Source organism: Kitasatospora sp. NPDC089913 (genome assembly GCF_044748625.1).
Taxonomy (GTDB): domain Bacteria; phylum Actinomycetota; class Actinomycetes; order Streptomycetales; family Streptomycetaceae; genus Kitasatospora.
Genome location: NZ_JBIVGI010000039.1, coordinates 37,581 through 58,894 on the forward strand (window position 1 = coordinate 37,581; position 21,314 = coordinate 58,894).

Below are 21,314 nucleotides of genomic sequence, written 5' to 3' on the forward strand. Positions count from 1 at the left end.
CGCGTACTCATCGCGTACTCATCGAGTGCTCATCGCAATCTCGACCTACTTCCACATCGCGAGGTACCTGACTGGTGGCACGACGTACGGCTGCCCGTGCGCCGTGCTTGTTGCGGTGGTTCTCCGCCGCGCTAGCGGCGCGCTGTCACGGGGAGCTGTCGCTCACCCGCTCCTCGATGAACCCGCGGAGCCGCTCGGTGTCGAGCGCGCCCTGGAGCCGGAAGGCCCGGGGGAACGCCCGTCGGCGGACCGCGAGGTCGAGACAGGCCGGTTCGGGGTGCAGATGCGCTCCCCGGCCCGGCAGTGCGCCACGTGGATCGGGGACGCAGACGCCCTCGACCGCCGTGACACGCAACAGCTGGTGCTTGGCCGCGCGCTTGCGGCAGCCCACGCAGGTGCGTTCCGGGCGTGCTCGGACATGCGTCCGGCCAGACGAAGGCAAGTCTACCCCTCCGGAGGGACATGGCGCCGCCCCGCCGATTCCGGGGGGAACGGCGGGGGGCTCCGACGACAACGACTACTCGGCCGGGGCCTGCGGCTCGGCGCCCTCGGTGTCCGGCCGGATGTCGATCCGCCAGCCCGTGAGGCGGGCGGCCAGACGGGCGTTCTGCCCCTCCTTGCCGATCGCCAGCGACAGCTGGTAGTCCGGCACGATCACCCGTGCGGAGCGCTGCGCCAGGTCGACGATCTCCACACTCGTCACCCGGGCGGGGGACAGCGCGGCGGCGACCATCTCACGCGGGTCCTCCGACCAGTCGACGATGTCGATCTTCTCGCCGTGCAGCTCGCCCATCACCGCGCGCACCCGGGCGCCCATCGGGCCGATGCAGGCGCCCTTGGCGTTCAGCCCCTGGCGGCGCGACCAGACCGCGATCTTCGTCCGGTGGCCGGCCTCACGGGCGATCGCGGCGATCTCGACGCTGCCGTCCGCGATCTCCGGGACCTCCAGCGCGAACAGCTTGCGGACCAGGTTGGGGTGGGTGCGCGACAGCGTCACCGACGCCCCGCGGACACCCCGGCGCACGGCCACCACGTAGCACTTCAGCCGGGTGCCGTGCCGGTAGTCCTCGCCCGGGACCTGCTCCTGCGGCGGCAGGATGGCCTCGAGCTTGCCGATGTCGACCAGCACGTTCTTCGGGTCGTTGCCCTGCTGGACGACACCGGTGACGATGTCGCCCTCCTTGCCCGCGTACTCGCCGAAGGTCTGGTCGTCGGCGGCGTCGCGCAGCCGCTGCATCATGACCTGCATGCCGATGCTGGAGGCGATCCGGCCGAAGCCGCTCGGGGTGTCGTCGAACTCCTTCGGCTCGACGCCCTCGTCCAGCTCCGACGCGTCCTCGGTGGCCCAGACCGTCACATGGCCGGACTTGCGGTCCAGCTCGACCCGGGCGCGGCGGCGCGAGCCCTCGGTGCGGTGGTACGCGGTGAGGAGGGCCGACTCGATCGACTCGACCACGAGGCCGAAGGGGATGTTCTTCTCGCTGACCAGCGTGCGCAGGGCACTCATGTCGATGTCCACGGCTACGCCTCCTCGTCTTTCGTCACGTTCTTCACGGTGCGGTCGGTGCGCAGGTCGTCACTCCGCACCGTCGTCACCGTCTTCGAGCAGCTCGTCGAGCTGCTCGTCGTCCTTGCGGTTGAATTCGACCTGGACCCGGGCCCGGGCGACCTCGGCGTACTCCAGCCGGCGCTCCTTGGCCCGGCCGCGGCCCTTGACCGGCTGCACCTCGACCAGTGCGCCGTCCTCGTCGGCCGCGAGCACCCGGGCGACGATCTCCCCGCCGTCGACCAGGTGGACGGCGGCCAGCCGGCCCTCGGCCCGGATCCAGTGCCGGGGCAGCTCCAGCGGACGCTCCGCGCCCGGCGAACCGACCTCCAGCACGTAGGCGCCGGAACCCATCACGTCCGACGCGTCCAGGGCCTCGCCGACCACCCGGCTGAACTCGGCGACGGTGTCCAGGTCCACGCCGCCGTCGGCGTCCACGTCGATCTGCACCTGGCGGCGGCTGCCCGCCTGGGTGACCTTGACGTCCTCCAGGTCCAGGCCCGACTGCGCGGCCAGCGGCTCCAGCAACGCACGCAGCCGGTCGATGTGGGTGGTGCTCATCCGGGTGGACTCCTCGGCCGCGTCTGCTGTTGTCGGAAGGTCGCACCGCACCCACCGGCGCCGTTCCGGCGCGCGGCCGGGTCGCGGCAGCTCGGCCCAAAGCCTAGCCGGTGAACCGCCCAACCACCGATTCCGCCCCCGGCGGCGCCGGGGGCGCCCGGCCCGGTGCGAGCAAGCTCACACGGGCCGCCCGCGCCCGCCGGGAGGGCAATCCGGACCCACGCAGGTGAGGATTCTGTAATCATTCACGCCAGCGAGGGCAGGCCGTCCTCCCGTACCCGCCCCCGGAGTGACACCCATGCAGCCGACCGGCCGACGGACCTTCCTGGCCCTCGGGCTGCTCCTCACCGGCGCAGCGCTGACCGCGTGCACCGACGCACCCCACCGGGACCCCGGCCGCCCGGCGGGCGACCACAGCCGCCCCGACCCCGACGAGCCGGTCCGCCGACGCGCCCTGGACGCCACCGACACCCTGCTGGCGGCCTACGACGCCCTGCTCCCGCAGGCCCCCCAGCTCCAGCCGCTGCGCGAGGACGTCGCCCGCCACCGCGCGGCCCTGGACACCGCCACCACGACGCCGACGTCCTCCACCGGCACCGGCACCCCCGGTGCCGGGACGTCGGGCACCGGGACGTCGGGCACCGGGACGTCGGGCACCGCCGCGCCCGGTGCCACCCCGGCCACGACGGCCGCCACCGTGCCCACCACCGCCGCGCTGGCCTCGCTCGAACGCCAGACCGCCCAGGCCCGGCTGGCCGACCTGGGCGCCGCCTCCCCGGCGCTCGCCCGCCTGCTGGCCTCGGTCTCCGCGGCCGGGGTCCTGCACGCCGTGGCCCTCGGCGACGCCGCCCCGGCCGCCGCCCCGGCGCCGTCCGCCTCCGTCCCGCCGTCCGCGTCCACCACCGCCTCCGCGTCGGCCGACGCCACGGCCGCCCCCTTCCAGGCCGCCCTCGGCGCCGAGCACGCCGCCGTCTACGGCTACGGCGTGGTCGGCGCCCGCCTCACCGACGACGGGCAGCGCACCGCGGCCCGCACCTCCCTGGCCGCCCACCAGGCCCGCCGTGACGCCTGGCAGCGCCTGCTCACCGGCGCCGGTGCCGCTCCCGACCCGGCGGCCGCCGGCTACCAGCTGCCCTTCCCGGTCGCCGACGCGGCCTCCGCCGGCCGCCTCGCAGCCCATCTGGAAACCCGCCTGACCACGGTCTACGCCGATCTGGTCGCCGCCGTTCCCACCCCCCAGCGGCCGCTGGCCGCCGACGCCCTGCGCGAATCCGCGCTCCGCGCCCACCAGTGGGGCGCCGCCGCCACCGCCTTCCCCGGCATCACCGACACCCCCGCCGGAACGAGTACCCCCACCGCCGCCGGAACGGGTACCCCCACCCCGTAGCCGGGGCCCGGCCCGCGCTCCGCCCCAGCGGCCCCCGGCCCTCCCATCACCGACAATGGAGGCGTACCACCACGGGGGAACCGCTACCGAAAGGCCGGCATGTCGGCAGCACCAGGGCAGATCACCGTCCCCGACCGGCTCGCGCGGGGCGTGGCCGCCGTCCGCCCCGGGGAGGCGGACCGCTGGCTGGCCGCCCTCCCGGCCCTGGTCACCGCCGAACTCGCCCGGCTGCGCCTGACCCTGGACCGCGTCCTGGACCCCGGCGGCTCGCTCGCCCTGGTCGCCCTTGTGCACCGCGACGACGACCTCGCTCCGGCCGTCCTCAAGGTCTCCCTCCGCACCCCCGCCACCGCCCACGAGGCCGAGGCCCTCACCGTCTGGGCCGGCCGCGGCGCCGTCCTGCTCCTCGGCACGGCGGCCCCCGACCCCGGGACGACCGTCCTCCTCCTGGAGCGCCTGCACGGCGGGATCCCGCTGCGCTCCCTCGCCGAGCCCAAGGCCATGCTGGAGGCCACCAGCCTGCTCCACCGGCTCTGGACCCCCGTCCCCCCGGAGCACGCCTTCCCCGGCCTCCCCGCCCCGGCGCCCGCCGGCACCGTCCCGGAGCTCCCGGCCGAGGCCGGACCGCTGCTCGCCGAGGCGCAGGAGACGGCCGCCGACCTCGCCGTCTCCGCCGCCGAGGAGTTCCTGCTGCACGGCGACTTCCACCACGGCAACGTGCTCGCCGCCGACCGCGCGCCCTGGCTCGCGATCGACCCCCGGCCGCTGGTCGGCGAACGCGCCTACGACCTGGCCCGCCTCGCCCTGGACCGCGCCGACACCCTGGTCGGCTCCCCCGGCCTGCCGGCCGCCGTCCGGCGTCGGCTGCACCAGCTCGCCGAGGCCCTGGAGGTGGACCGGGACCGGCTCCGCGGCTGGACCCTGGTCCGCGCCGTCGACCTCGCCGGCGCCGCCCTCGCCGAGGGCCGCCGCCCCGACGCCGAGCTCTACCTGGAGTTCGCCGGCGCGCTCTGAACCGCGTCCGCGCCGCCCGTGCCGCGCAACGGCAGCGGAGCCCCCATCACCGCGTAGCGCCGCTCGGTGTTCGGGAAGTGCACGGCCCGCGCGAGGTCCCGGTAGCCCAGCGAGCGGTAGAGCCGCCGGGCCGGTGTCTCGGCGTCGATCGCGGAGAGGATGCTGCGGTCCGCCCCCGAGCGCGCGGTCAGCGTGCGGATCAGCGCCGAGCCGACGCCGCGCCCCTGGAACTCCGGCAGCACGTGCAGTTCGGTGACGGCGAAGACGCCGTCCAGCCAGGCCCCGTGCCCGCGGGCGACGAGGTAGGGCTCGATCACCGTGCTCCACCAGTGGTCGCGCCGGTTCGGCATCCCGTACCCGAAGCCGACCAGCCGGCCGCCGCTCACCGCCCCGAGCGCGATCACCCCGGGCTGCTGGGCGTGCCGTCCGACGATGTGGAGCCGGACCATGACCTCCTCGGGGGTGAGCCCGAAGGCCACCGCCTGGACGTCGAGCGCCTGCGGGGCCCATGCCGCGAGGTCGATCGCCTCGATCCGCACCCCGGCCGGCCCGGTCACTCCGGCCGGCCCAGTCAGCCCGGTCACCCCGCCATCACCCCAGTCACCCGTTCCATGCCCCGGACGTTACCCCCCGCCCACCCGCCACGCGGCCCGCACCGGCAACCCGGCGCCCGGCTGCCGGTCCGGCGTCAGAACAGCACGCTCATGAACGCCCCGACCTCCCGGAACCCCACCCGCCGGTAGGAGGCCCGCGCCCGCAGGTTGTAGTCGTTGACGTACAGCGAGACCACCGGCGCGACCTCGCGCAGCGCGACCTCCAGCACCGCGGCCATCCCGGTCTCGGAGATGCCCTGCCCCCGGTGCCCGGGCGCGACCCAGACCCCCTGGATCTGGCAGGCGCCCTCGGTGACGGCCCCGATCTCGGCCTTGAACACGACCTCGCCGTCCTCGCCGAAGCGGGCGAACGACCTTCCGGTGGTGACGAGTTCGGCGACCCGGGCCTGGTACAGCAGCCCGCCGTCACCGGCCAGCGGGGAGACCCCGACCTCCTCGGTGAACATCGCCACGCAGGCCGGCATCAGGATGTCGACCTCGTCCCGCCGCACCCGCCGCACCCCGGGGTCCGGGGCGATCTCGGCGGACGGCACCGTGGTGGCGAGCAGCGGCTGGTGCGCCCTGACCTCGCGGGCGGGCCCCCAGCTGCGCTCCAGCAGCGCCCACAGGGCCGACGTGGGCCCGGCCGGGCCCACGATGGAGGAGCAGCGGCGCCCCTGTCGGCGGGCGCGTTCGGCGAAGGCCTGGACGGCCTGCGGACCGGCGTCCACCAGGACGAGGTTGGCGCCGGCGTAGCAGAGCGCGTCGAGTTCGCCGTGCTCGTCGTACCAGCCCCACATCTCGCCGCCGAGCCGCCAGGGGTCGAGGCCGACGGCCTCCACCCGGGTGGCCACGAAGGCGTTCGCGACGGGGTCGCGGTGGAGCACGGCGAGGGCGTCGGCGAGGTCCGGCGGTTCCAGCACGCGGGTGGTCGCCAGGGCACGGGCGGCCTGGAACGAGCTGGGGAGCATCACACCTCGATCGAGCATCGAGACAGCACCTTACTGAGACGACGGTGGCCGCACCCTACTCCCTGCCCCCACCCGGGCACGGCCGCGGGGCCGTCCGCGCACGGACGGCCCCGCTTCCGGAAGAACAGCGCGGACCTACCCGACACCGGGGTGGGTCACTCGCCGGCGGTGACGGTCGGCGCGCCGGACTCGACGCCCTCCGACTCCATCTGCTCGGCGATCTTGAACGCCTCCTCGATCAGGGTCTCCACGATCTTGGACTCGGGGACGGTCTTGATGACCTCGCCCTTGACGAAGATCTGACCCTTGCCGTTGCCGGAGGCGACCCCGAGGTCGGCCTCGCGGGCCTCGCCCGGGCCGTTGACGACGCAGCCCATGACCGCGACGCGCAGCGGCACGTTCATGCCCTCCAGGCCGGCCGTGACCTCCTCGGCGAGCTTGTAGACGTCCACCTGGGCGCGGCCGCAGGACGGGCAGGAGACGATCTCCAGACCGCGCTGGCGCAGGCCGAGCGACTCCAGGATCTGGTTGCCGACCTTGATCTCCTCGGCCGGCGGGGCGCTCAGCGAGACCCGGATGGTGTCGCCGATGCCCTCGGCCAGCAGCGCGCCGAAGGCGACCGCGGACTTGATGGTGCCCTGGAAGGCGGGGCCGGCCTCGGTGACGCCGAGGTGCAGCGGGTAGTCGCAGGCGGCGGCGAGCTGGCGGTAGGCGTTGATCATCACGACCGGGTCGTTGTGCTTGACCGAGATCTTGATGTCGCGGAAGTCGTGCTCCTCGAACAGCGAGCACTCCCACAGCGCGGACTCCACCAGCGCCTCGGGGGTGGCCCGGCCGTACTTCTCCAGCAGTCGCTTGTCGAGCGAACCGGCGTTGACGCCGATCCGGATCGGCACCCCGGCGCCCTTGGCGGCCTTGGCGATCTCGCCGACCTTGTCGTCGAACGCCTTGATGTTGCCCGGGTTGACCCGGACCGCGGCGCAGCCGGCGTCGATCGCGGCGAAGACGTACTTCGGCTGGAAGTGGATGTCGGCGATCACCGGGATCTGCGACTTCTTCGCGATGATCGGCAGCGCGTCCGCGTCGTCCTGGGAGGGGACGGCGACCCGCACGATCTGGCAGCCGGAGGCGGTGAGTTCCGCGATCTGCTGCAGGGTGGCGTTGATGTCCGAGGTCAGCGTGGTGGTCATGGACTGCACCGAGACGGGGGCGTCGCCGCCGACCGGCACGTTGCCGACCATGATCTGACGGGAGACCCGGCGCTTGGCGAGCGGCTTGAGCGGCAGGGACGGAATACCGAGCGAGATCGCGGTCATGTGCGCAGGGTTCCCCGGGGTCGATGTGTGGTCGGCCCGGCCGCTGGGACGACCGAACCCGGGCGCGCCGACGATCGCGCGCCCGGGTTCCAACGGTACGGCACGGGAACGGGCGCCCGCGCACCCACCGGCCGGTCGCTCTAACTGATCTTGACCGGGTTGACCAGGTCGGCGACCAGCACCAGCAGGGTGAAGCCGATGAAGACGCTGGCCACCACGTACGCGAGCGGCATCAGCCGGGCCACGTCGAACGGACCGGGGTCGGGGCGGCGGAACAGGCGTGCGAACCGGCGGCGGACCGACTCCCAGACCGCGCCCGCGATGTGGCCGCCGTCCAGCGGCAGCAGCGGCAGCATGTTGAACAGGAACAGCGAGAGGTTGATCCCGGCGAGCAGGTTCACGAAGTAGGCGACCCGCTGGCTGCCGGGGATGTCCAGCGAGAACACCTCGCCGCTCACCCTGGCCGCGCCGACCATGCCGATCGGGGAGTCCATCTCGCGCGGGGTGCCGTCGACCACCGAGTGCCACAGTCCGGGGATCTTGCCGGGCAACGCGGCCAGCGACTCCACGCCGTTCTCCGCCATGTCGTACATCCGGTCGACGGACTGGCCGAGGCCGAGCCGGACCACGCCCGTGGTCGGGGTGAAGCCGAGGAAGCCGGCCCGCACCGTCTCGCCCTTGACCGGCAGGCCCTCGGCGTCGTACTTCTGCACGTCGTTGACGGCGATCGTCGGCTCGAGGGTCACCCGCTGCCCGTCGCGCTCGACCACCAGCTCGACCCGCTTGCCGGCCGACTTCCGGATGTCGCCCTGGAGCTGCTCGTAGCTGCCGATCCGGTCGCCGTCGAAGGACACCACCCGGTCGCCCGGCTTCAGCCCGGCCTGGAAGGCGGGCGCCGCCGGGGCGTCCGCCGGGCAGGTGTCGGTCGCCTGTCCGGCCTTGACCACGCACTCCGAGACGGTGCCGATGGTCGGCACCGCCATCGAGACGCCGAAGCCCATCATCACGGTCAGGAAGAGCCCGAACGAGAGCAGCAGGTTCATGAACGGCCCGGCGAACATGACGATCACGCGCTTCCACGGCTTGCGCGTGTAGAACAGCCGGGACTCGTCGCCCTCCTTCACCTCCTCGTAGGAGGCCTCCCGGGCGTCCTCGATCATGGACCGCCAGGGCGAGGTCGAGCGCTGGGTGATCCGCCCGTCCGCACCGGGCGGGAACATCCCGATCATCCGGATGTACCCGCCCAGGGGGACCGCCTTGAGGCCGTACTCGGTCTCGCCCTTCTTCCGCGACCAGACCGTCGGCCCGAAGCCGACCATGTACTGCGGCACCCGAATGCCGAACAGCTTGGCCGTGGAGAGGTGGCCGAGCTCGTGCCAGGCGATCGAGAAGAGCAGTCCCAGTACGAAGACCAGGATGCCGACCACCGTCATCACCGTTGCCACCGCTGCGCCTCCGTCATTCCGCTCCGATCGTCCTGTCGTCGTACCGGTCCTCCGGGCGGGGCCGTCCGGACGGCCCCGCCCCGGTGGTACCGCCCGTGCGGGCGGACCGTCAGCCCGCCGCCAGCTCGCGGGCCCGGGCGCGCGCCCAGTCCTCCGCGTGCAGGACGTCCTCCACCGTCAGCGAAGTTCCCCCGGCCGGCGCACCGTGCTCGGCGACGACCTTCGCCACAGTGTCCACGATCCCGGTGAAGGCGAGGCGGCCCTTCAGGAAGGCCTCCACGCACTCCTCGTTCGCGGCGTTGAACACGGCCGGGCAGGTTCCGCCCAGGGTGCCGACCTCGCGGGCCAGCTCGACTGCCGGGAAGGCCTCGTCGTCCAGCGGGAAGAACTCCCAGGTCGCGGCCTTCGTCCAGTCGCAGCCCGGAGCCGCGTCCGGGACCCGGTCCGGCCAGCCCAGGCCGAGCGCGATCGGCATCCGCATGTCCGGCGGACTCGCCTGCGCCAGCGTCGAACCGTCCGTGAACTCCACCATCGAGTGCACGACCGACTGCGGATGGACCACGACCTCGATCCGGTCGAACGGCACGTCGTAGAGCAGGTGCGCCTCGATCACCTCCAGGCCCTTGTTCACCAGGGTGGCCGAGTTGATCGTGACGACCGGTCCCATCGCCCAGGTCGGGTGCGCCAGCGCGTCGGCGGGGGTCACCCCGGCCAGCTCCGCCCGGCCGCGGCCGCGGAACGGGCCGCCGCTGGCGGTCACCACCAGCTTGCGGACCTCGGCCCGGGTGCCACCGGCCAGCGCCTGGAACAGCGCGGCGTGCTCGGAGTCCACCGGGACGATCTGCCCCGGCCGCGCCACCGCCTTCACCAGCGGGCCGCCGACGATCAGCGACTCCTTGTTGGCCAGCACCAGCACCCGGCCCGCCCGCAGCGCCGCCAGCGTCGGGCCCAGCCCGATCGACCCGGTGATGCCGTTCAGCACCGAGTGGCACTCCGTCGCCGCCAGCTCGGTCGCCGCGTCCGGACCCGCCAGCACGGTCGGCAGCGGACCGCCCGCGGCCTTCGCCGCCAGCGCCTCGCGCAGCGCCGGCTCGGCCGCCGGATCGGCCACCGCCACGGCGCGCACGCCCAGCCGGACCGCCTGCTCGGCGAGCAGCTCGACCCGGCCGCCGGCGGCCGACAGGGCCACCACCCGGAACCGGTCGGGATTGCGGAGCACCACGTCGACGGCCTGGGTGCCGATCGAACCGGTGGAGCCGAGGATCACCAGCTCCCGGGGGCCGGAGGGGTCGGTCACCTCGGGGGTGAACCGCAGCTGCGGGTGGGCGAGCGAAGTCATGCGCCCATTGTGGCCTGCCCGGCCCCCTCCCCCGCACCACGGGTTCCCCCGATCCACCGCGCCGCTTCCCCGGACCCACCGCACCGCTTCCCCAGGACGGCGCCCCCGCCCCGGGCTACCGTCGGAGCCATGCGCATCGTCATCGCCGGGGGCCACGGACAGATCGCCCTCCGACTGGAACGGCTGCTCGCCGACCGGGGCGACCGGCCCGCCGGAATCGTCCGCCGCCCCGAACACGCCGAGGACCTCGTCGCCGCCGGCGCCGAACCGCTGCTGCTCGACCTGGAGGCCGCCACCGCGCCGGAACTCGCCCGGCTGCTCGCCGGCGCCGACGCCGTGGTGTTCGCCGCCGGCGCCGGACCGGGCAGCGGCGCCGCCCGCAAGCTCACCGTCGACCGGGACGCCGCCGTCCTGCTCGCCGACGCCGCCGAACTCGCCGGTGTCCGCCGCTACCTGATCGTCTCCTCGATGGGCGCCGACGCCCGGGCCGAGTACCCCGCCGACGAGGGCTTCCAGACCTATCTGCGGGCCAAGGGCGCCGCCGACGACGCCGTCCGGGCCCGCCCCGGCCTGGACTGGACGGTGCTGCGCCCCGGCCGCCTCACCGACGGACCCGGCACCGGGCTGGTCCGGCTCGCACCCGGCCTCCCGCGCGGCGCCGTGGACCGGCAGGACGTCGCCGCCGTGCTGGCCGCGCTGCTGCACGAACCCGGCACCGCCGGGAAGACCCTGGACCTGGTCACCGGCGACGCCACCGTCGCCGAGGCCGTCGCGGCCGTCGCCGGGCGCGACTGAGCGCCCCCCGGCACCCCGGGTACGCCGAAGGGCCCGACCGCGCGGCGGCCGGGCCCTTCGTCAGCAGGTGTCTCAGAGGTCCAGGCCGCTGAGGACCATGACCTTCTCGACGGTGTAGTCGTCCATCGCGTACTTGACGCCCTCACGGCCGACGCCGGAGTCCTTGACGCCGCCGTACGGCATCTGGTCGGCGCGGTAGGACGGCGCGTCGCCGATGATCACGCCGCCGACCTCCAGCTCCCGGTGGGCCCGGAAGGCAGTCTGCAGGTCGTGCGTGAACACGCCCGCCTGCAGGCCGAACGGCGAGTCGTTGACGGCGGCGAAGGCCTCGTCCACACCGTCCACCCGGTGCAGCGACAGCACCGGGCCGAACACCTCGCAGGTGGCCAGGATCGCGTCCGCCGGCAGCTCGGCCAGCACGGTCGGGGCGTAGGTCGCGCCCTCGCGGGTGCCGCCGGCGAGCAGCTTCGCGCCCTTGGCGACCGCGTCGTCCACCCAGGCCTCGACCCGCTTCGCCGCGTTCTCGTCGACCAGCGGGCCGACGTCCGTGGCGTCGTCGTTCGGGTCACCGGTGACCTGGTCGCCCACCTTGGCGACGACCTTCTCCAGCAGCGCGTCGTAGACCGAGGCGTCGGCGATCACCCGCTGCACCGAGATGCAGGACTGGCCGCCCTGGTAGTTGGCGAACATCGCGATCCGGGTGGCCGCCCAGTCCAGGTCCGCCTCGGAGGACCAGTCGGCGAGCACCACGGCCGCGGCGTTGCCGCCCAACTCCAGGGTGGTGTGCTTGCGCGGCACCGAGTCCATGATCTGGTAGCCGACCTTGTCCGAACCGGTGAAGGAGATCACCGGCAGCCGCGGGTCCTGCACCAGGGCCGGCATCCGGTCGTTCGGGACCGGCAGGACGCTCCAGGAACCGGCAGGCAGGTCGGTCTCGGCCAGGATCTCGCCCAGCACCATGGCCGACAGCGGGGTCGCCGGAGCCGGCTTGAGGATGATCGGCGCGCCGACCGCGATCGCCGGGGCGACCTTGTGGGCGACCAGGTTCAGCGGGAAGTTGAACGGGGCGATGCCCAGCACCACGCCGCGCGGGAAGCGGCGCACCAGCGCGAAACGGCCCACGCCGCCCGGGTCGGTGTCCAGCCGCATGGTCTCGCCGTTGGTCCGGCGGGCCTCCTCGGCGGCCCAGCGGAACACCGAGACGGCACGGCCGACCTCGCCGCGGGCCCACTTGATCGGCTTGCCGTTCTCCGCGGTGATCAGTCGGGCGATCTCCTCGGTGCGCTCGGCCAGCCGCCGGGCCACGTGGTCCAGGGCGGCGGAACGCACGTGCGCCGGGGTCGCGGCGAACACCGGCAGCGCGGCGACGGCGGCCTCCAGGGCCTCCTCGACCTGCGCCTCGGTGGGGATGCTCACCTTGCCGACCAGGCGGCCGTCCCAGCTGTTGTGCACCTCGAAGTCGGCATCGCCGCTCGCCCGGCGGCCGGCCAGCCAGAAATCGTACGTGGTGGTCACCGTGGTACCGGCCTCTCCTCGTCGTCGTCAGGACCCCACGGAGGTGGAGCCGCAATCGAGGGTAGGGCGGGCGGCGCACCGACCGGGTTGGACACGGAGTAGCGTTCGCCCGCGCGGCCACTCCACCGCGTCCAGCCGGACGAAGGGGCGAAAGGGCGGGACGGAGGGAGAGCGGCAGAGCAGTTGGGCCGAGGGCGGCAGGACGGGAGAGCCGCAGGACGGCAGGGCGGCAGGGCGGCAGGGCGGCAGGGCCGGGCCTACTCCTCGCCCGAGCGCAGCGCGAGCCAGAGCTCCATCCGGACGTCCGTGTCGTCCAGCGACCGCCCCAGCAGCTCCTCGACCCGCCGCATCCGGTACCGCAGGGTATGCCGGTGCACCCCGAGATCGGCCGCCGCCGCGTCCCACTGCCCGTGCCGCGACAGCCACGCCCGCAGCGAGGCCACCAGATCCCCGCGCGCCGTCCGGTCGTGCTCCCGCAACGGTCGCAGCAGCCCCTCGGCGAAGGCCGTCACGGCGTCCTCCCCGAGCAGCGGCAGCAACGAGCCCGCACCGACCTCCTCGTGGTCCACCGAGCGGCGCCCACCGCGCAGCGCCACCGCCAGCGCCCGCTCCGCCTGCGCGTGCGCCGTCCCGGCGTCCTCCAGCGCGGCCGGCGCCGAGATGCCCAGCGAGAGGCCCTCGTGCTCCTCCACCACGCCCAGGCACGCCCGGTGCACCGCGCCGTTGTCCAGCGCCAGCACCATCAGCCGCGGCCCGTGCGTGCCTTCCTCCCGCGCCACCAGCAGCTTCTCGCCGACCCGGGAACCCGCCTGCTCGGCCCGGTCGCCCAGCTCGCCCAGCGACTCCCCGGCGTCCACCCCCTGGCCCGCCCCGGCCACCAGCACCCGGACCGTGCCCTCCGGCAGCCCGCCGAACAGGCCCGCCGCCACCTGCCGCGCCGTCGCCACCTCACCGGCCAGCACCATCCGCAGCAGCGCCGCGCCCATCCGCTCCTCGGCCTGCCGCAGCTCCCGCGACCGCTCCAGGGTCAGCGTCAGCAGCGCCACCGCCGCGTTCAGCACATAGCGCTCGGTCGGCGTGATCCGGTCCTCGGTGCCCACCGCCAGGAACCCGCGCGCCCGCCGGTCCGCCCCCAGCGACTGGACCACCACGTAGTCCTCGTCCGCCGTGTCTATCCCCGGCGCCCGGCCCTGCAGCGCGGCACTCGACGGCGCCGGACGCCGCCGCAGCCGGTCCACCTCCGCCGCCAGCCGCCCCGCCCGCCGCGCCGCCCAGTCCGGCGCCACCACCGAGAGCGCGCCCGAACCGTCGTACAGCGCCGCCCAACCACCCAGCCGGGCCGCCAGCCGGCGCACCACCGCCGTCGTGCCGTCCTTGCCCAGCGCGGCCCGGGTCAGCTCCTCCTGCGCCTCGAAGCTGGTCGTCACCGCCTCGTACTGTTCGGCCGCCAGCGCCGCCGACACCACCTTGCTGATCGCGATGAACGGTGTGGGCTCCGGCACCCGCAGCAACGGCAGCCCGCGCTGCGCCGCCGCGTCCACCAGCGGCTGCGGCACCTCCGTGTGCGACAGCCCCACCCCGAGCCCCAGCCCGACCACCCCCGCGTCGGCCAACCGGTGCACGTAGGCCTGCAGCCGGGCGGCCGTGCGGCCCAGCTTGATACCGGTGGTGAGCAGCAGCTCGCCACCTTCGAGGAAGGGCGTCGGGTCGTCCAGCTCACTGGTGTGCACCCAGCGGACCGGCCGCTCCAAATGGTCCGCACCGGCGAGGACCGTCAGATGGAGCGAGGTGTTGCGGACGACGGAGGCAAGTGTGGGGGGCATGGCACCTTCGGGGGAGCGACGCGACCGCGCCATTGCGGCCGGGCGGGGAGAGAGCCGGGAGTCCAGGGGGAACCCCTACCTCTCATTATGGACGCTCCGGACAACCGGCACTGCCGAATCCACCTCGAAGGCGAGCTTCGGCGGCCCGTCTCAGCCCCGGAGGTCCACCAGCAGCGGCGGCACCTGCTCCCCCGACACCGCCGTCAGCGAGACCACCGCATGCCCCGCCGGCAGGGCGTGCGCCAGGTCCGACGGCGACCAGCGCAGCCGCTCCACCTCCCGGGTGGTCACCGACTCCGTCTGCGCCGTCGTCCCCGACAGCGCCTTGCGCCCCAGCCGCCCGGCCCGCCGCACGATCCCGCCCGAGGTGTCCGGGGCCAGCGTGACCGCCGTCTCCCGGACCAGGTGGGTGCCCCAGGCCTCCGAGAACAGCCGCCCGTCCCACGGCGCGATGCCCGGGAACGCCGCCCGGCAGCCCACCGCCCCGAACAGCGGCGCCCGCAGCGCCTCCGGCAGGTCCACCAGGGTGCGCAGCAGCAGCACCACCCCGGCGTTCGCCCCGCGCAGCCGCTGCAGACCGCGCACGATCCCGGCGTCCAGCGCCGCCGAGGCGTCGTCCACCACCAGGCCCGCGAACAGCGAGCGGTCCCCGCGCGACCCGGCGGCCTGCACGAACTGCCCCACCAGCAGGCGCGAGAGCATCCGCGCCGCCTCCGGGTGACTGCGCTCCGGCAGCTTCACCCGCACCCGCAGCGGATGGTCCAGCACCCGCATCGCGAACGGCGGCCGGCCGGTGCCGTCGGTCGTGAACGCCCCCTCGAAGGCCGGCCGGTCCAGCAGCGCCAGCCGGTCCGCCAGCAGCGCCCCCGGGTCGTCCGCCCGGCCGCGCTGGTGCTCCCGGTGCGCGAGGTCGCGCTCGAAGGAGCCCAGCCGCTCCGCCGCCCGCAGCCCCTTCACCAGGGCCTCCAACGACTCCGGCTCACCGGCGAGCAGCGCCCGCAGCTCGCGCACGCCCGGGTAGCGGCCGAACGCGGCGTGGAACGGGCCGACCATCTGCTGCAGGGCCGTCCGGGCGGTCTCGGCGCGTGCCGTCAGCTCGTCCGGCAGGAGCGCCTCGGCCAGCCGGGCCGCCGCCTCGTCCGGGTCCTGGGCCGCGCCGTACAGGTCGAGCCCGTAGCGGGACGCGGGGTCGCCCGGGGCGATCACCACGTCGTACCAGGCGTCCGGCCCCAGGTCTGCGTCGGCCGCCCCGATCACCACCGCGCACGCCGTCCCGGCCAGCGCCTGCAGGCACAGCGCCTCGGCCACCGGGCGGGCCAGCCGCGCCGTCTTGCCGGTCCCGGCCGGGCCCACCGCCAGCAGCGAGGTGCCCAGCACCACCGGGTCCAGCGCGAAGCCGGCCGCCCGGTGGGACAGCGGGTTCTTGGGCACGTCCTGCGCGGTGCCGAGCCGCACCTGGCCCAGCAGCAGGTCGTGCCGCTCCGCCCGGCCCGGCAGCTCGCGCGCCTCCGAGGGGTGCGCGAACGCGGCGGCGCCGCGCAGCGACACCTGCTGGACGAAGGCCGGCAGGAAGGCCGGATCGGCCTGGGCCGACTCCCAGGCCCGCCGGATCCGCACGTAGTCGACGTCCCCGACCGCCTCGCCGTCCAGCCGCCCGGCCGCGGCGGCGGCCCCGCCCTGCCGGAGCACCGACCACGGATCCCGCTGCCGGGCCGCCTCCGACTGCTCCTCCTCGGTGGCCGGCGCCTCCTCCGTGACCGTCCGCGACAGCAGCGGCAGGGCGTACCTCCGCCACACCTCCGGCCAGCGGCCCATCCGGCCGAAGACCTTGATGACGATGCCGGCGACCAGCACATTGAGGGTCAGGACGACCGAGATCGCGACGAACGCCGAACGTGTGGGCAGTACGCCGATGAGCGTCGTCCCGTACTTGGCCACCTCGACGCCGTAGACGTACGCCAGCCACCCCACCACCGCGTTCAGCCCCGCCCGCAGCAGCAGCGGCCAGGTGGGGACCTTGGCGGCCTCGGCCCGGTCGGGGTCGAGCTGCCGGTGCTCCTGGCGGAACACACCCGGATCCGCCTCGGGACGCGGGGCCGAGGCCCAGGCGGCGAGGTCGAAGGGCACCCGGGCCGGGGGGCGCGGGTTCGGCATCGGAGTGCGGGGGGTGGCGGTGGTCCGCTCGTCGTGGCTGCGTGCCCCGTCCAGTCCCATCTACGGCCCCGTTCCCTCGCCCGCCGGCCCGACCGCCGTCGGTGCCGCCCATACCCATGCCACCGCCCCGGCGACACGCCCGCGCTCAATGTAGTGGAGCGGGGCCTCCCGGTAACGGCTCCGCCCGGGCTGGCCGCCCCGGACAAGTCGGACGGCCCAGTGCTACCGAGTGGCGCATGCCTGCCCGGGGAACGCCCCCGTAGCCTGCGAACTACCGAGCCGAGAAGTCTGGAGAAACCCATGAGCGCCGCAACGCCGCTCCCGCAGGAGCGCCGCCTGGTCACCGCGATCCCCGGTCCGAAGTCGCAGGAGCTGCAGGCCCGCAAGCTGGGTGCGGTGGCGGCCGGCGTCGGCACCACCCTGCCGGTGTACGTGTCCCGCGCCAACGGCGGCGTGCTGGAGGACGTGGACGGCAACTCGCTGATCGACTTCGGCTCCGGCATCGCCGTGACCAACGTCGGCAACAGCGCCGAGGCCGTGGTCTCCAAGGCCTCCGAGCAGCTTGCCGCCTTCACGCACACCTGTTTCATGGTGACCCCGTACGAGGGCTACGTCGCCGTCGCCGAGCAGCTCAACGAGCTGACCCCGGGCGACCACGACAAGCGCACCGCGCTGTTCAACTCGGGCGCCGAGGCGGTCGAGAACGCGGTGAAGATCGCCCGCGCGTACACCAAGCGCACCGCCGTCGTGGTGTTCGACCACGGCTACCACGGCCGCACCAACCTCACCATGGGCATGACGGCGAAGAACATGCCGTACAAGCAGGGCTTCGGTCCGTTCGCCCCCGAGGTCCACCGGGTGCCGGTGGCCTACCCCTACCGCTGGCTGACCGGTGCCGAGAACTGCGCCGCCGAGGCCGCCGCGCAGGCGATCGACAACATCAACAAGCAGATCGGCGCCGAGAACGTCGCCGCGATCGTCATCGAGCCGATCCAGGGCGAGGGCGGCTTCATCGAGCCGGCCAAGGGCTTCCTGCCGGCCATCGTCGAGTACGCGAAGGCCAACGGCATCGTCTTCGTCGCGGACGAGATCCAGACCGGCTTCTGCCGCACCGGCCAGTGGTTCGCCTGTGACGACGAGGGCATCGTCCCGGACCTCATCACCACCGCCAAGGGCATCGCCGGCGGTCTGCCGCTGGCCGCGGTGACCGGCCGCGCCGAGATCATGGACGCCGCGCACGCCGGTGGCCTGGGCGGTACCTACGGCGGCAACCCGGTGGCCTGCGCGGCCGCGCTGGGTTCCATCGAGACCATGAAGGAGCTGGACCTCAACGGCAAGGCGCAGCGGATCGGCGAGATCATGCTGGGCCGCCTGCGGGCGATCCAGGAGAAGTTCGCCGACTCCGACCGGGTCCGCGTCGGCGAGGTCCGCGGCCGCGGCGCGATGATCGCCGTCGAGCTGGTGAAGCCGGGCGGCAAGGAGCCGAACCCGGAGGCCACCGCGGCCATCGCCAAGGCCTGCCACGCCGAGGGCCTGGTCGTGCTGACCGCCGGCACCTACGGCAACGTGCTGCGCTTCCTGCCGCCGCTGGTCATGCCGGAGCACCTGCTGAACGAGGGCCTGGACATCATCGAGGGCGCCTTCGCCACCGTCTGATCCGGCCCGCGGCCCCGGGGCCGCGCCCGAAGACCCGCCGGAGGGATGTCCGGACAGCGCCGAACGGCCCGCGGGGACCTCCGTCCCCGCGGGCCGTTGGGTTTCGAACCCGGTGTGACACCTCCGGCGCGGACGGTGAAGATGGTGTGCGGAATCGCTGAAGCTCCTCGGCCGTGCAAGGACCTTGACGTAGTGTCATCACAGATGGACAGCGAGCCCCAGCCATGGGCGGAGCCGTCCGCGAGGTCGCCCCAGGGGGCGGCCGCGCGCGAGGGCCGCGAGGACAACCAGGCCGTCCCCCCGGGGGCGGTACACACCGAAAGCCGATCGACCGACCGTCCGGCCCACACCCCCCGGGACGCACGGAACGGCGATCATCAGAGCCGCCCCGGAGCTCTCCCCCCTGCTCCGGGGCGGCTGCCTCGCGTCCTGGCCCGGCCGGTGGTGCCGGCGCTCCTGGTCCTGGTGCTCCTGCTGGTGTCCTGGCAGGTCGCCGTGGACGGACCGCTGCTGGAGCTGGACCACTGGGCCCGGCACGCGGTCCGGGAGACCCGGCATGCACTGCACAGCACTCTGCTCAACCACCTCGGCAAGGCGTTCTCCGACCTGGGCGGCGGTTCGGTGGCGGTACCGGTGCTGCTGCTGGGCGGGGCGGTCGCGGCCGGACGGGAGTTCCGGGCGGGATTCGCGCGCTGGTGGCTGCCGGTACCGGTGGCGGTGCTGACGGCCGGGCTGATTCCGCTGCTGGTGGTGCCGGCGAAGGCCTGGTTCGCCCGGCCGGGCCCGTTCGGGCTGCCGCTGGCGGCGGACCAGTGGGGCTGGTACCCGTCCGGCCACACCGCGACCGCCACGCTCGGGTACGGGGTGGCGGCCCTGCTGCTGACGCGGACGGCCGCGCCGCGCGGGCGGCGGGCGCTCGCCGCCGCGGCGACGCTGCTGGCCGTGGGCGTCGGGCTGGGGCTGGTGTGGAGCGACTACCACTGGCTGCTGGACGTGGTGGCCAGCTGGTGCCTGGGCGGCCTGGTCCTGTGGACGCTGGCCCGGTGGCCGCTCACCGGCCGCCCGTCGGCGCGGCAGAGGCGCCCGGAGCACTGAGGCTCCGGGCCCCGGGCCCCGGGCCGTGGACGCCGGGCCGCGCCGCCCGGGGATCAGCCCTCGGCCGGCTCCTCGTCGTTGCGGTGGACGTGGCCGGCCTCGCCGTTGTCGCGGCGCCACTCGACGACCAGTTCGTCGCGGGCGCCGAAGCGGACCAGGTGGCGGCCGACGACGTCCTCCAGTCCGGGCAGGTTCTCGGTCTCGCCCTCGACGGCGAGCAGCAGCGCGTCGGGGGTGGCCTCCAGCGTGGCGGTGCCGGCACCGAAGACGAGGGTGCCGTGGCCGGTCTCCTCGGACCAGTCGGCCTTGATCTTGCGGCCCATGTGGGCGGCGAGCTGCTTGGCGTAGCGGGCGGAACGGTCGGTGGCGACGCGGGCTTCGGAGCGGGGCACGGGCCCTCCAGGATCAGGGGAGGGAACTTAGGGTGCCCTCACTCGTCGCCTACGCTAACCCAGATACTGAGTCTTACTCAACATTTTTCCGGGCGCCCCCGGAGCGGCCGATACCCTTGGTCGAACACCTGCCGAGGAGAGCCGCCCATGACCACCACGCCGACCGACGACGCGGCGGGCTCCTCCCCCGGCAGCGGCACGCCCGGCACCCCCGGCAGCGCCGAACAGGGCAGCGCGGCACCGGCCACCCCCGCACCGGGCGGCACCGAACCCGGCGGCACCGCACCGGGCGGCACCGAACTCGGCGGCACCGAACCGGGCAGCACCGAACAGGACACCGCCGCCGAACTGGCCGACGCGATGACCCGGGCGATCAAACGGATCCGCCGGCTCACCAGCGAGCGGCTGGAGCCCTACGGCATCACCCCCGGCCAGGGCCGCGCCCTGCGCACCCTCGCGCACGCCCCGGGCTGCGAGCTCCCCGACCGCGCGATGCGCCTCAGCGACCTGGCCGACCGGCTGCACATCGCCCCCCGCTCGGCCACCACGGTGGTCGACGCGCTGGAGGAGGCCGGTCTGGTGGAACGGACCCCGGACCCGGCCGACCGCCGGGCCGTGCGGATCCTGCTGACCCCGGCCGGCCGCTCGGCGGTGGAGCGGATCGGCCAGGTCCGCTACGAGGTCTCCCAGGAGTACTTCGGCGCGGTCAGCCCCGCCGACCAGGACGCGCTGCTGCGAGCGCTGCGGAGCGCGGAGGCCGCCTACGCGGCGACCGTCGCGCCCACCGCCGCGCCGCGCCGGACACCGCCCCCGGGCGCAGCGCGGTGATCCCGATCCCGGCGATCACCAGCAGCGCGGCGACGGCGGCCACCGGGCCGACCGACTCGCCGAGCAGCAGCCAGGCCGAGGACATCCCGAACACCGGCACCAGCAGCGAGTAGGGCGCCACCGCGGTGGCGTCGTAGCTGCGCAGCAGGTAGCTCCAGGCGACGAAGCCGAACAGGGTGGAGACCAGCCCGACGTAGCCGATCGCGCCGAGCCCGGCGAGGTCGATCCCGCGCAGCGCGCGCAGGTCCGCCGCCGGGCCCTCGACCAGCAGCGAGAGGCCGAGCAGCGGCAGCGGCGGCACCGCGCTGACCCAGACCATCCAGCGCAGCGCGTCCGGCGGGGCGGCCTTGCGGGTCAGCACGTTGGACAGCCCCCAGGCGGCCGCGGCCAGGACGACCAGGGCGAAGGCGCCCAGCGGCCCGCCGAGGCCGTGGTCGAGCGCGCTCAGCCCGATGCCCGCGAAGGCGACACCCAGTCCGGTGAGCCGCTGGGCACCGGGACGCTCGCCCAGCAGCGCGCCGGCGAACAGCGCGGTGAACACCGCCTGTCCCTGGAGCACCAGCGAGGAGAGGCCGGCCGGCATCCCGGCGTGCATGCCCAGGAAGAGCAGGCCGAACTTGACCACACCGAGCACCACCCCGACCGCGAGCACCCAGCGCAGGGCGACCTTCGGCCGTCCCACGAAGAAGATCGCCGGGACGGCGACCACCGCGAACCGCAGGGCGCAGAACAGCAGCGGCGGGAAGTTCTGCAGCCCGACGTGGATGAGGACGAAGTTGAGGCCCCAGACGGCGGCCACCAGGACGGCCAGGCCGATGTGACGCGGACTCATGCTGCCGCCGCCCGGGGCGGCCTGCGGGGAGGTGCTCATGGCACGAGGATGG

General features: G+C 74.5%; 18 protein-coding genes and 1 pseudogene. 6 read left to right on the plus strand and 13 right to left on the minus strand.

The features are described from left to right. Positions 1–145 precede the first annotated feature (145 nt). From ACIPYS_RS36490 to rimP, 3 genes are all read right to left on the minus strand, one after another. Entirely contained in the window at positions 146–391 is a 246-nt protein-coding gene (locus ACIPYS_RS36490; protein ID WP_043471274.1) for a YlxR family protein, read from the minus strand. Between the two features lie 126 nt (positions 392–517). Continuing rightward, positions 518–1,519, minus strand: coding sequence for a transcription termination factor NusA (nusA, locus tag ACIPYS_RS36495; RefSeq protein WP_093860333.1), 1,002 nt, complete (start codon positions 1,517–1,519; stop codon positions 518–520). Between the two features lie 57 nt (positions 1,520–1,576). Then, positions 1,577–2,107 (minus strand): ribosome maturation factor RimP, encoded by a 531-nt coding sequence (gene rimP / locus ACIPYS_RS36500; RefSeq protein WP_093860334.1) that lies wholly within the window; start codon positions 2,105–2,107, stop codon positions 1,577–1,579. Positions 2,108–2,405: 298 nt separating this feature from the next. On the opposite strand from rimP, the gene ACIPYS_RS36505 reads away from it, so the two are divergent. Further along, a complete protein-coding gene (locus ACIPYS_RS36505; protein WP_400754402.1) occupies positions 2,406–3,494 on the plus strand; it encodes a ferritin-like domain-containing protein in 1,089 nt (362 codons plus the stop codon). A gap of 99 nt (positions 3,495–3,593) precedes the next feature. Continuing rightward, on the plus strand, positions 3,594–4,508 hold the full coding sequence (locus tag ACIPYS_RS36510) for an aminoglycoside phosphotransferase family protein (RefSeq protein ID WP_400754405.1): 915 nt from the start codon (positions 3,594–3,596) through the stop codon (positions 4,506–4,508). Here ACIPYS_RS36510 and ACIPYS_RS36515 read toward each other — a convergent pair. From ACIPYS_RS36515 to dxr, 5 genes are all read right to left on the minus strand, one after another. Then, positions 4,481–5,083, minus strand: a complete 603-nt coding sequence (locus ACIPYS_RS36515; protein ID WP_400754440.1) for a GNAT family N-acetyltransferase — start codon at positions 5,081–5,083, stop codon at positions 4,481–4,483. The genes ACIPYS_RS36510 and ACIPYS_RS36515 overlap by 28 nt on opposite strands. A gap of 113 nt (positions 5,084–5,196) precedes the next feature. Next, a complete protein-coding gene (locus ACIPYS_RS36520) occupies positions 5,197–6,072 on the minus strand; it encodes a GNAT family N-acetyltransferase (protein ID WP_400754443.1) in 876 nt (291 codons plus the stop codon). A 155-nt stretch (positions 6,073–6,227) separates the two neighbouring features. Further along, positions 6,228–7,388 carry a flavodoxin-dependent (E)-4-hydroxy-3-methylbut-2-enyl-diphosphate synthase gene (ispG, locus tag ACIPYS_RS36525; protein ID WP_030397739.1) on the minus strand — a complete coding sequence of 387 codons (1,161 nt, stop codon included), beginning with the start codon at positions 7,386–7,388 and terminating at the stop codon, positions 6,228–6,230. A gap of 140 nt (positions 7,389–7,528) precedes the next feature. Beyond that, positions 7,529–8,833: an RIP metalloprotease gene (locus ACIPYS_RS36530; protein ID WP_093860338.1), complete on the minus strand. Its 1,305-nt coding sequence runs from the start codon at positions 8,831–8,833 to the stop codon at positions 7,529–7,531. Positions 8,834–8,942: 109 nt separating this feature from the next. Next, positions 8,943–10,172, minus strand: coding sequence for a 1-deoxy-D-xylulose-5-phosphate reductoisomerase (gene dxr / locus ACIPYS_RS36535; protein WP_400754409.1), 1,230 nt, complete (start codon positions 10,170–10,172; stop codon positions 8,943–8,945). Positions 10,173–10,301: 129 nt separating this feature from the next. Between dxr and ACIPYS_RS36540 the strand changes: the two genes are divergently transcribed. Next, entirely contained in the window at positions 10,302–10,967 is a 666-nt protein-coding gene (locus tag ACIPYS_RS36540; RefSeq protein WP_400754412.1) for an NAD(P)H-binding protein, read from the plus strand. A gap of 72 nt (positions 10,968–11,039) precedes the next feature. Here ACIPYS_RS36540 and ACIPYS_RS36545 read toward each other — a convergent pair whose 3' ends face one another. From ACIPYS_RS36545 to ACIPYS_RS36555, 3 genes are all read right to left on the minus strand, one after another. After that, complete coding sequence (locus ACIPYS_RS36545; protein WP_093860341.1) at positions 11,040–12,482, minus strand: aldehyde dehydrogenase family protein; 1,443 nt, start codon at positions 12,480–12,482, stop codon at positions 11,040–11,042. A gap of 257 nt (positions 12,483–12,739) precedes the next feature. Beyond that, a complete protein-coding gene (locus ACIPYS_RS36550) occupies positions 12,740–14,305 on the minus strand; it encodes a PucR family transcriptional regulator (RefSeq protein WP_400754416.1) in 1,566 nt (521 codons plus the stop codon). Positions 14,306–14,455: 150 nt separating this feature from the next. Beyond that, positions 14,456–16,519 (minus strand): ATP-binding protein, encoded by a 2,064-nt coding sequence (locus tag ACIPYS_RS36555; RefSeq protein ID WP_400754418.1) that lies wholly within the window; start codon positions 16,517–16,519, stop codon positions 14,456–14,458. Between the two features lie 240 nt (positions 16,520–16,759). On the opposite strand from ACIPYS_RS36555, the gene gabT reads away from it, so the two are divergent. Continuing rightward, positions 16,760–18,115: a 4-aminobutyrate--2-oxoglutarate transaminase gene (gene gabT / locus ACIPYS_RS36560; protein ID WP_093860344.1), complete on the plus strand. Its 1,356-nt coding sequence runs from the start codon at positions 16,760–16,762 to the stop codon at positions 18,113–18,115. 441 nt (positions 18,116–18,556) lie between these two features. After that, positions 18,557–19,210 (plus strand): phosphatase PAP2 family protein, encoded by a 654-nt coding sequence (locus ACIPYS_RS36565; protein ID WP_400754422.1) that lies wholly within the window; start codon positions 18,557–18,559, stop codon positions 19,208–19,210. A gap of 53 nt (positions 19,211–19,263) precedes the next feature. Here the strand turns inward: ACIPYS_RS36565 and ACIPYS_RS36570 are convergent, their stop codons facing one another. Further along, the gene (locus tag ACIPYS_RS36570; RefSeq protein WP_093860346.1) at positions 19,264–19,602 is read right to left on the minus strand and encodes a DUF2218 domain-containing protein; all 339 of its coding nucleotides are present in this window, start codon (positions 19,600–19,602) and stop codon (positions 19,264–19,266) included. Positions 19,603–19,962: 360 nt separating this feature from the next. Here ACIPYS_RS36570 and ACIPYS_RS36575 point away from each other — a divergent pair. After that, positions 19,963–20,232 (plus strand): annotated as a pseudogene (locus ACIPYS_RS36575) (MarR family winged helix-turn-helix transcriptional regulator); the annotation flags it as partial. Between the two features lie 76 nt (positions 20,233–20,308). Here the strand turns inward: ACIPYS_RS36575 and ACIPYS_RS36580 are convergent. Continuing rightward, complete coding sequence (locus tag ACIPYS_RS36580) at positions 20,309–21,262, minus strand: EamA family transporter (RefSeq protein WP_400754446.1); 954 nt, start codon at positions 21,260–21,262, stop codon at positions 20,309–20,311. Positions 21,263–21,314 lie beyond the last annotated feature (52 nt).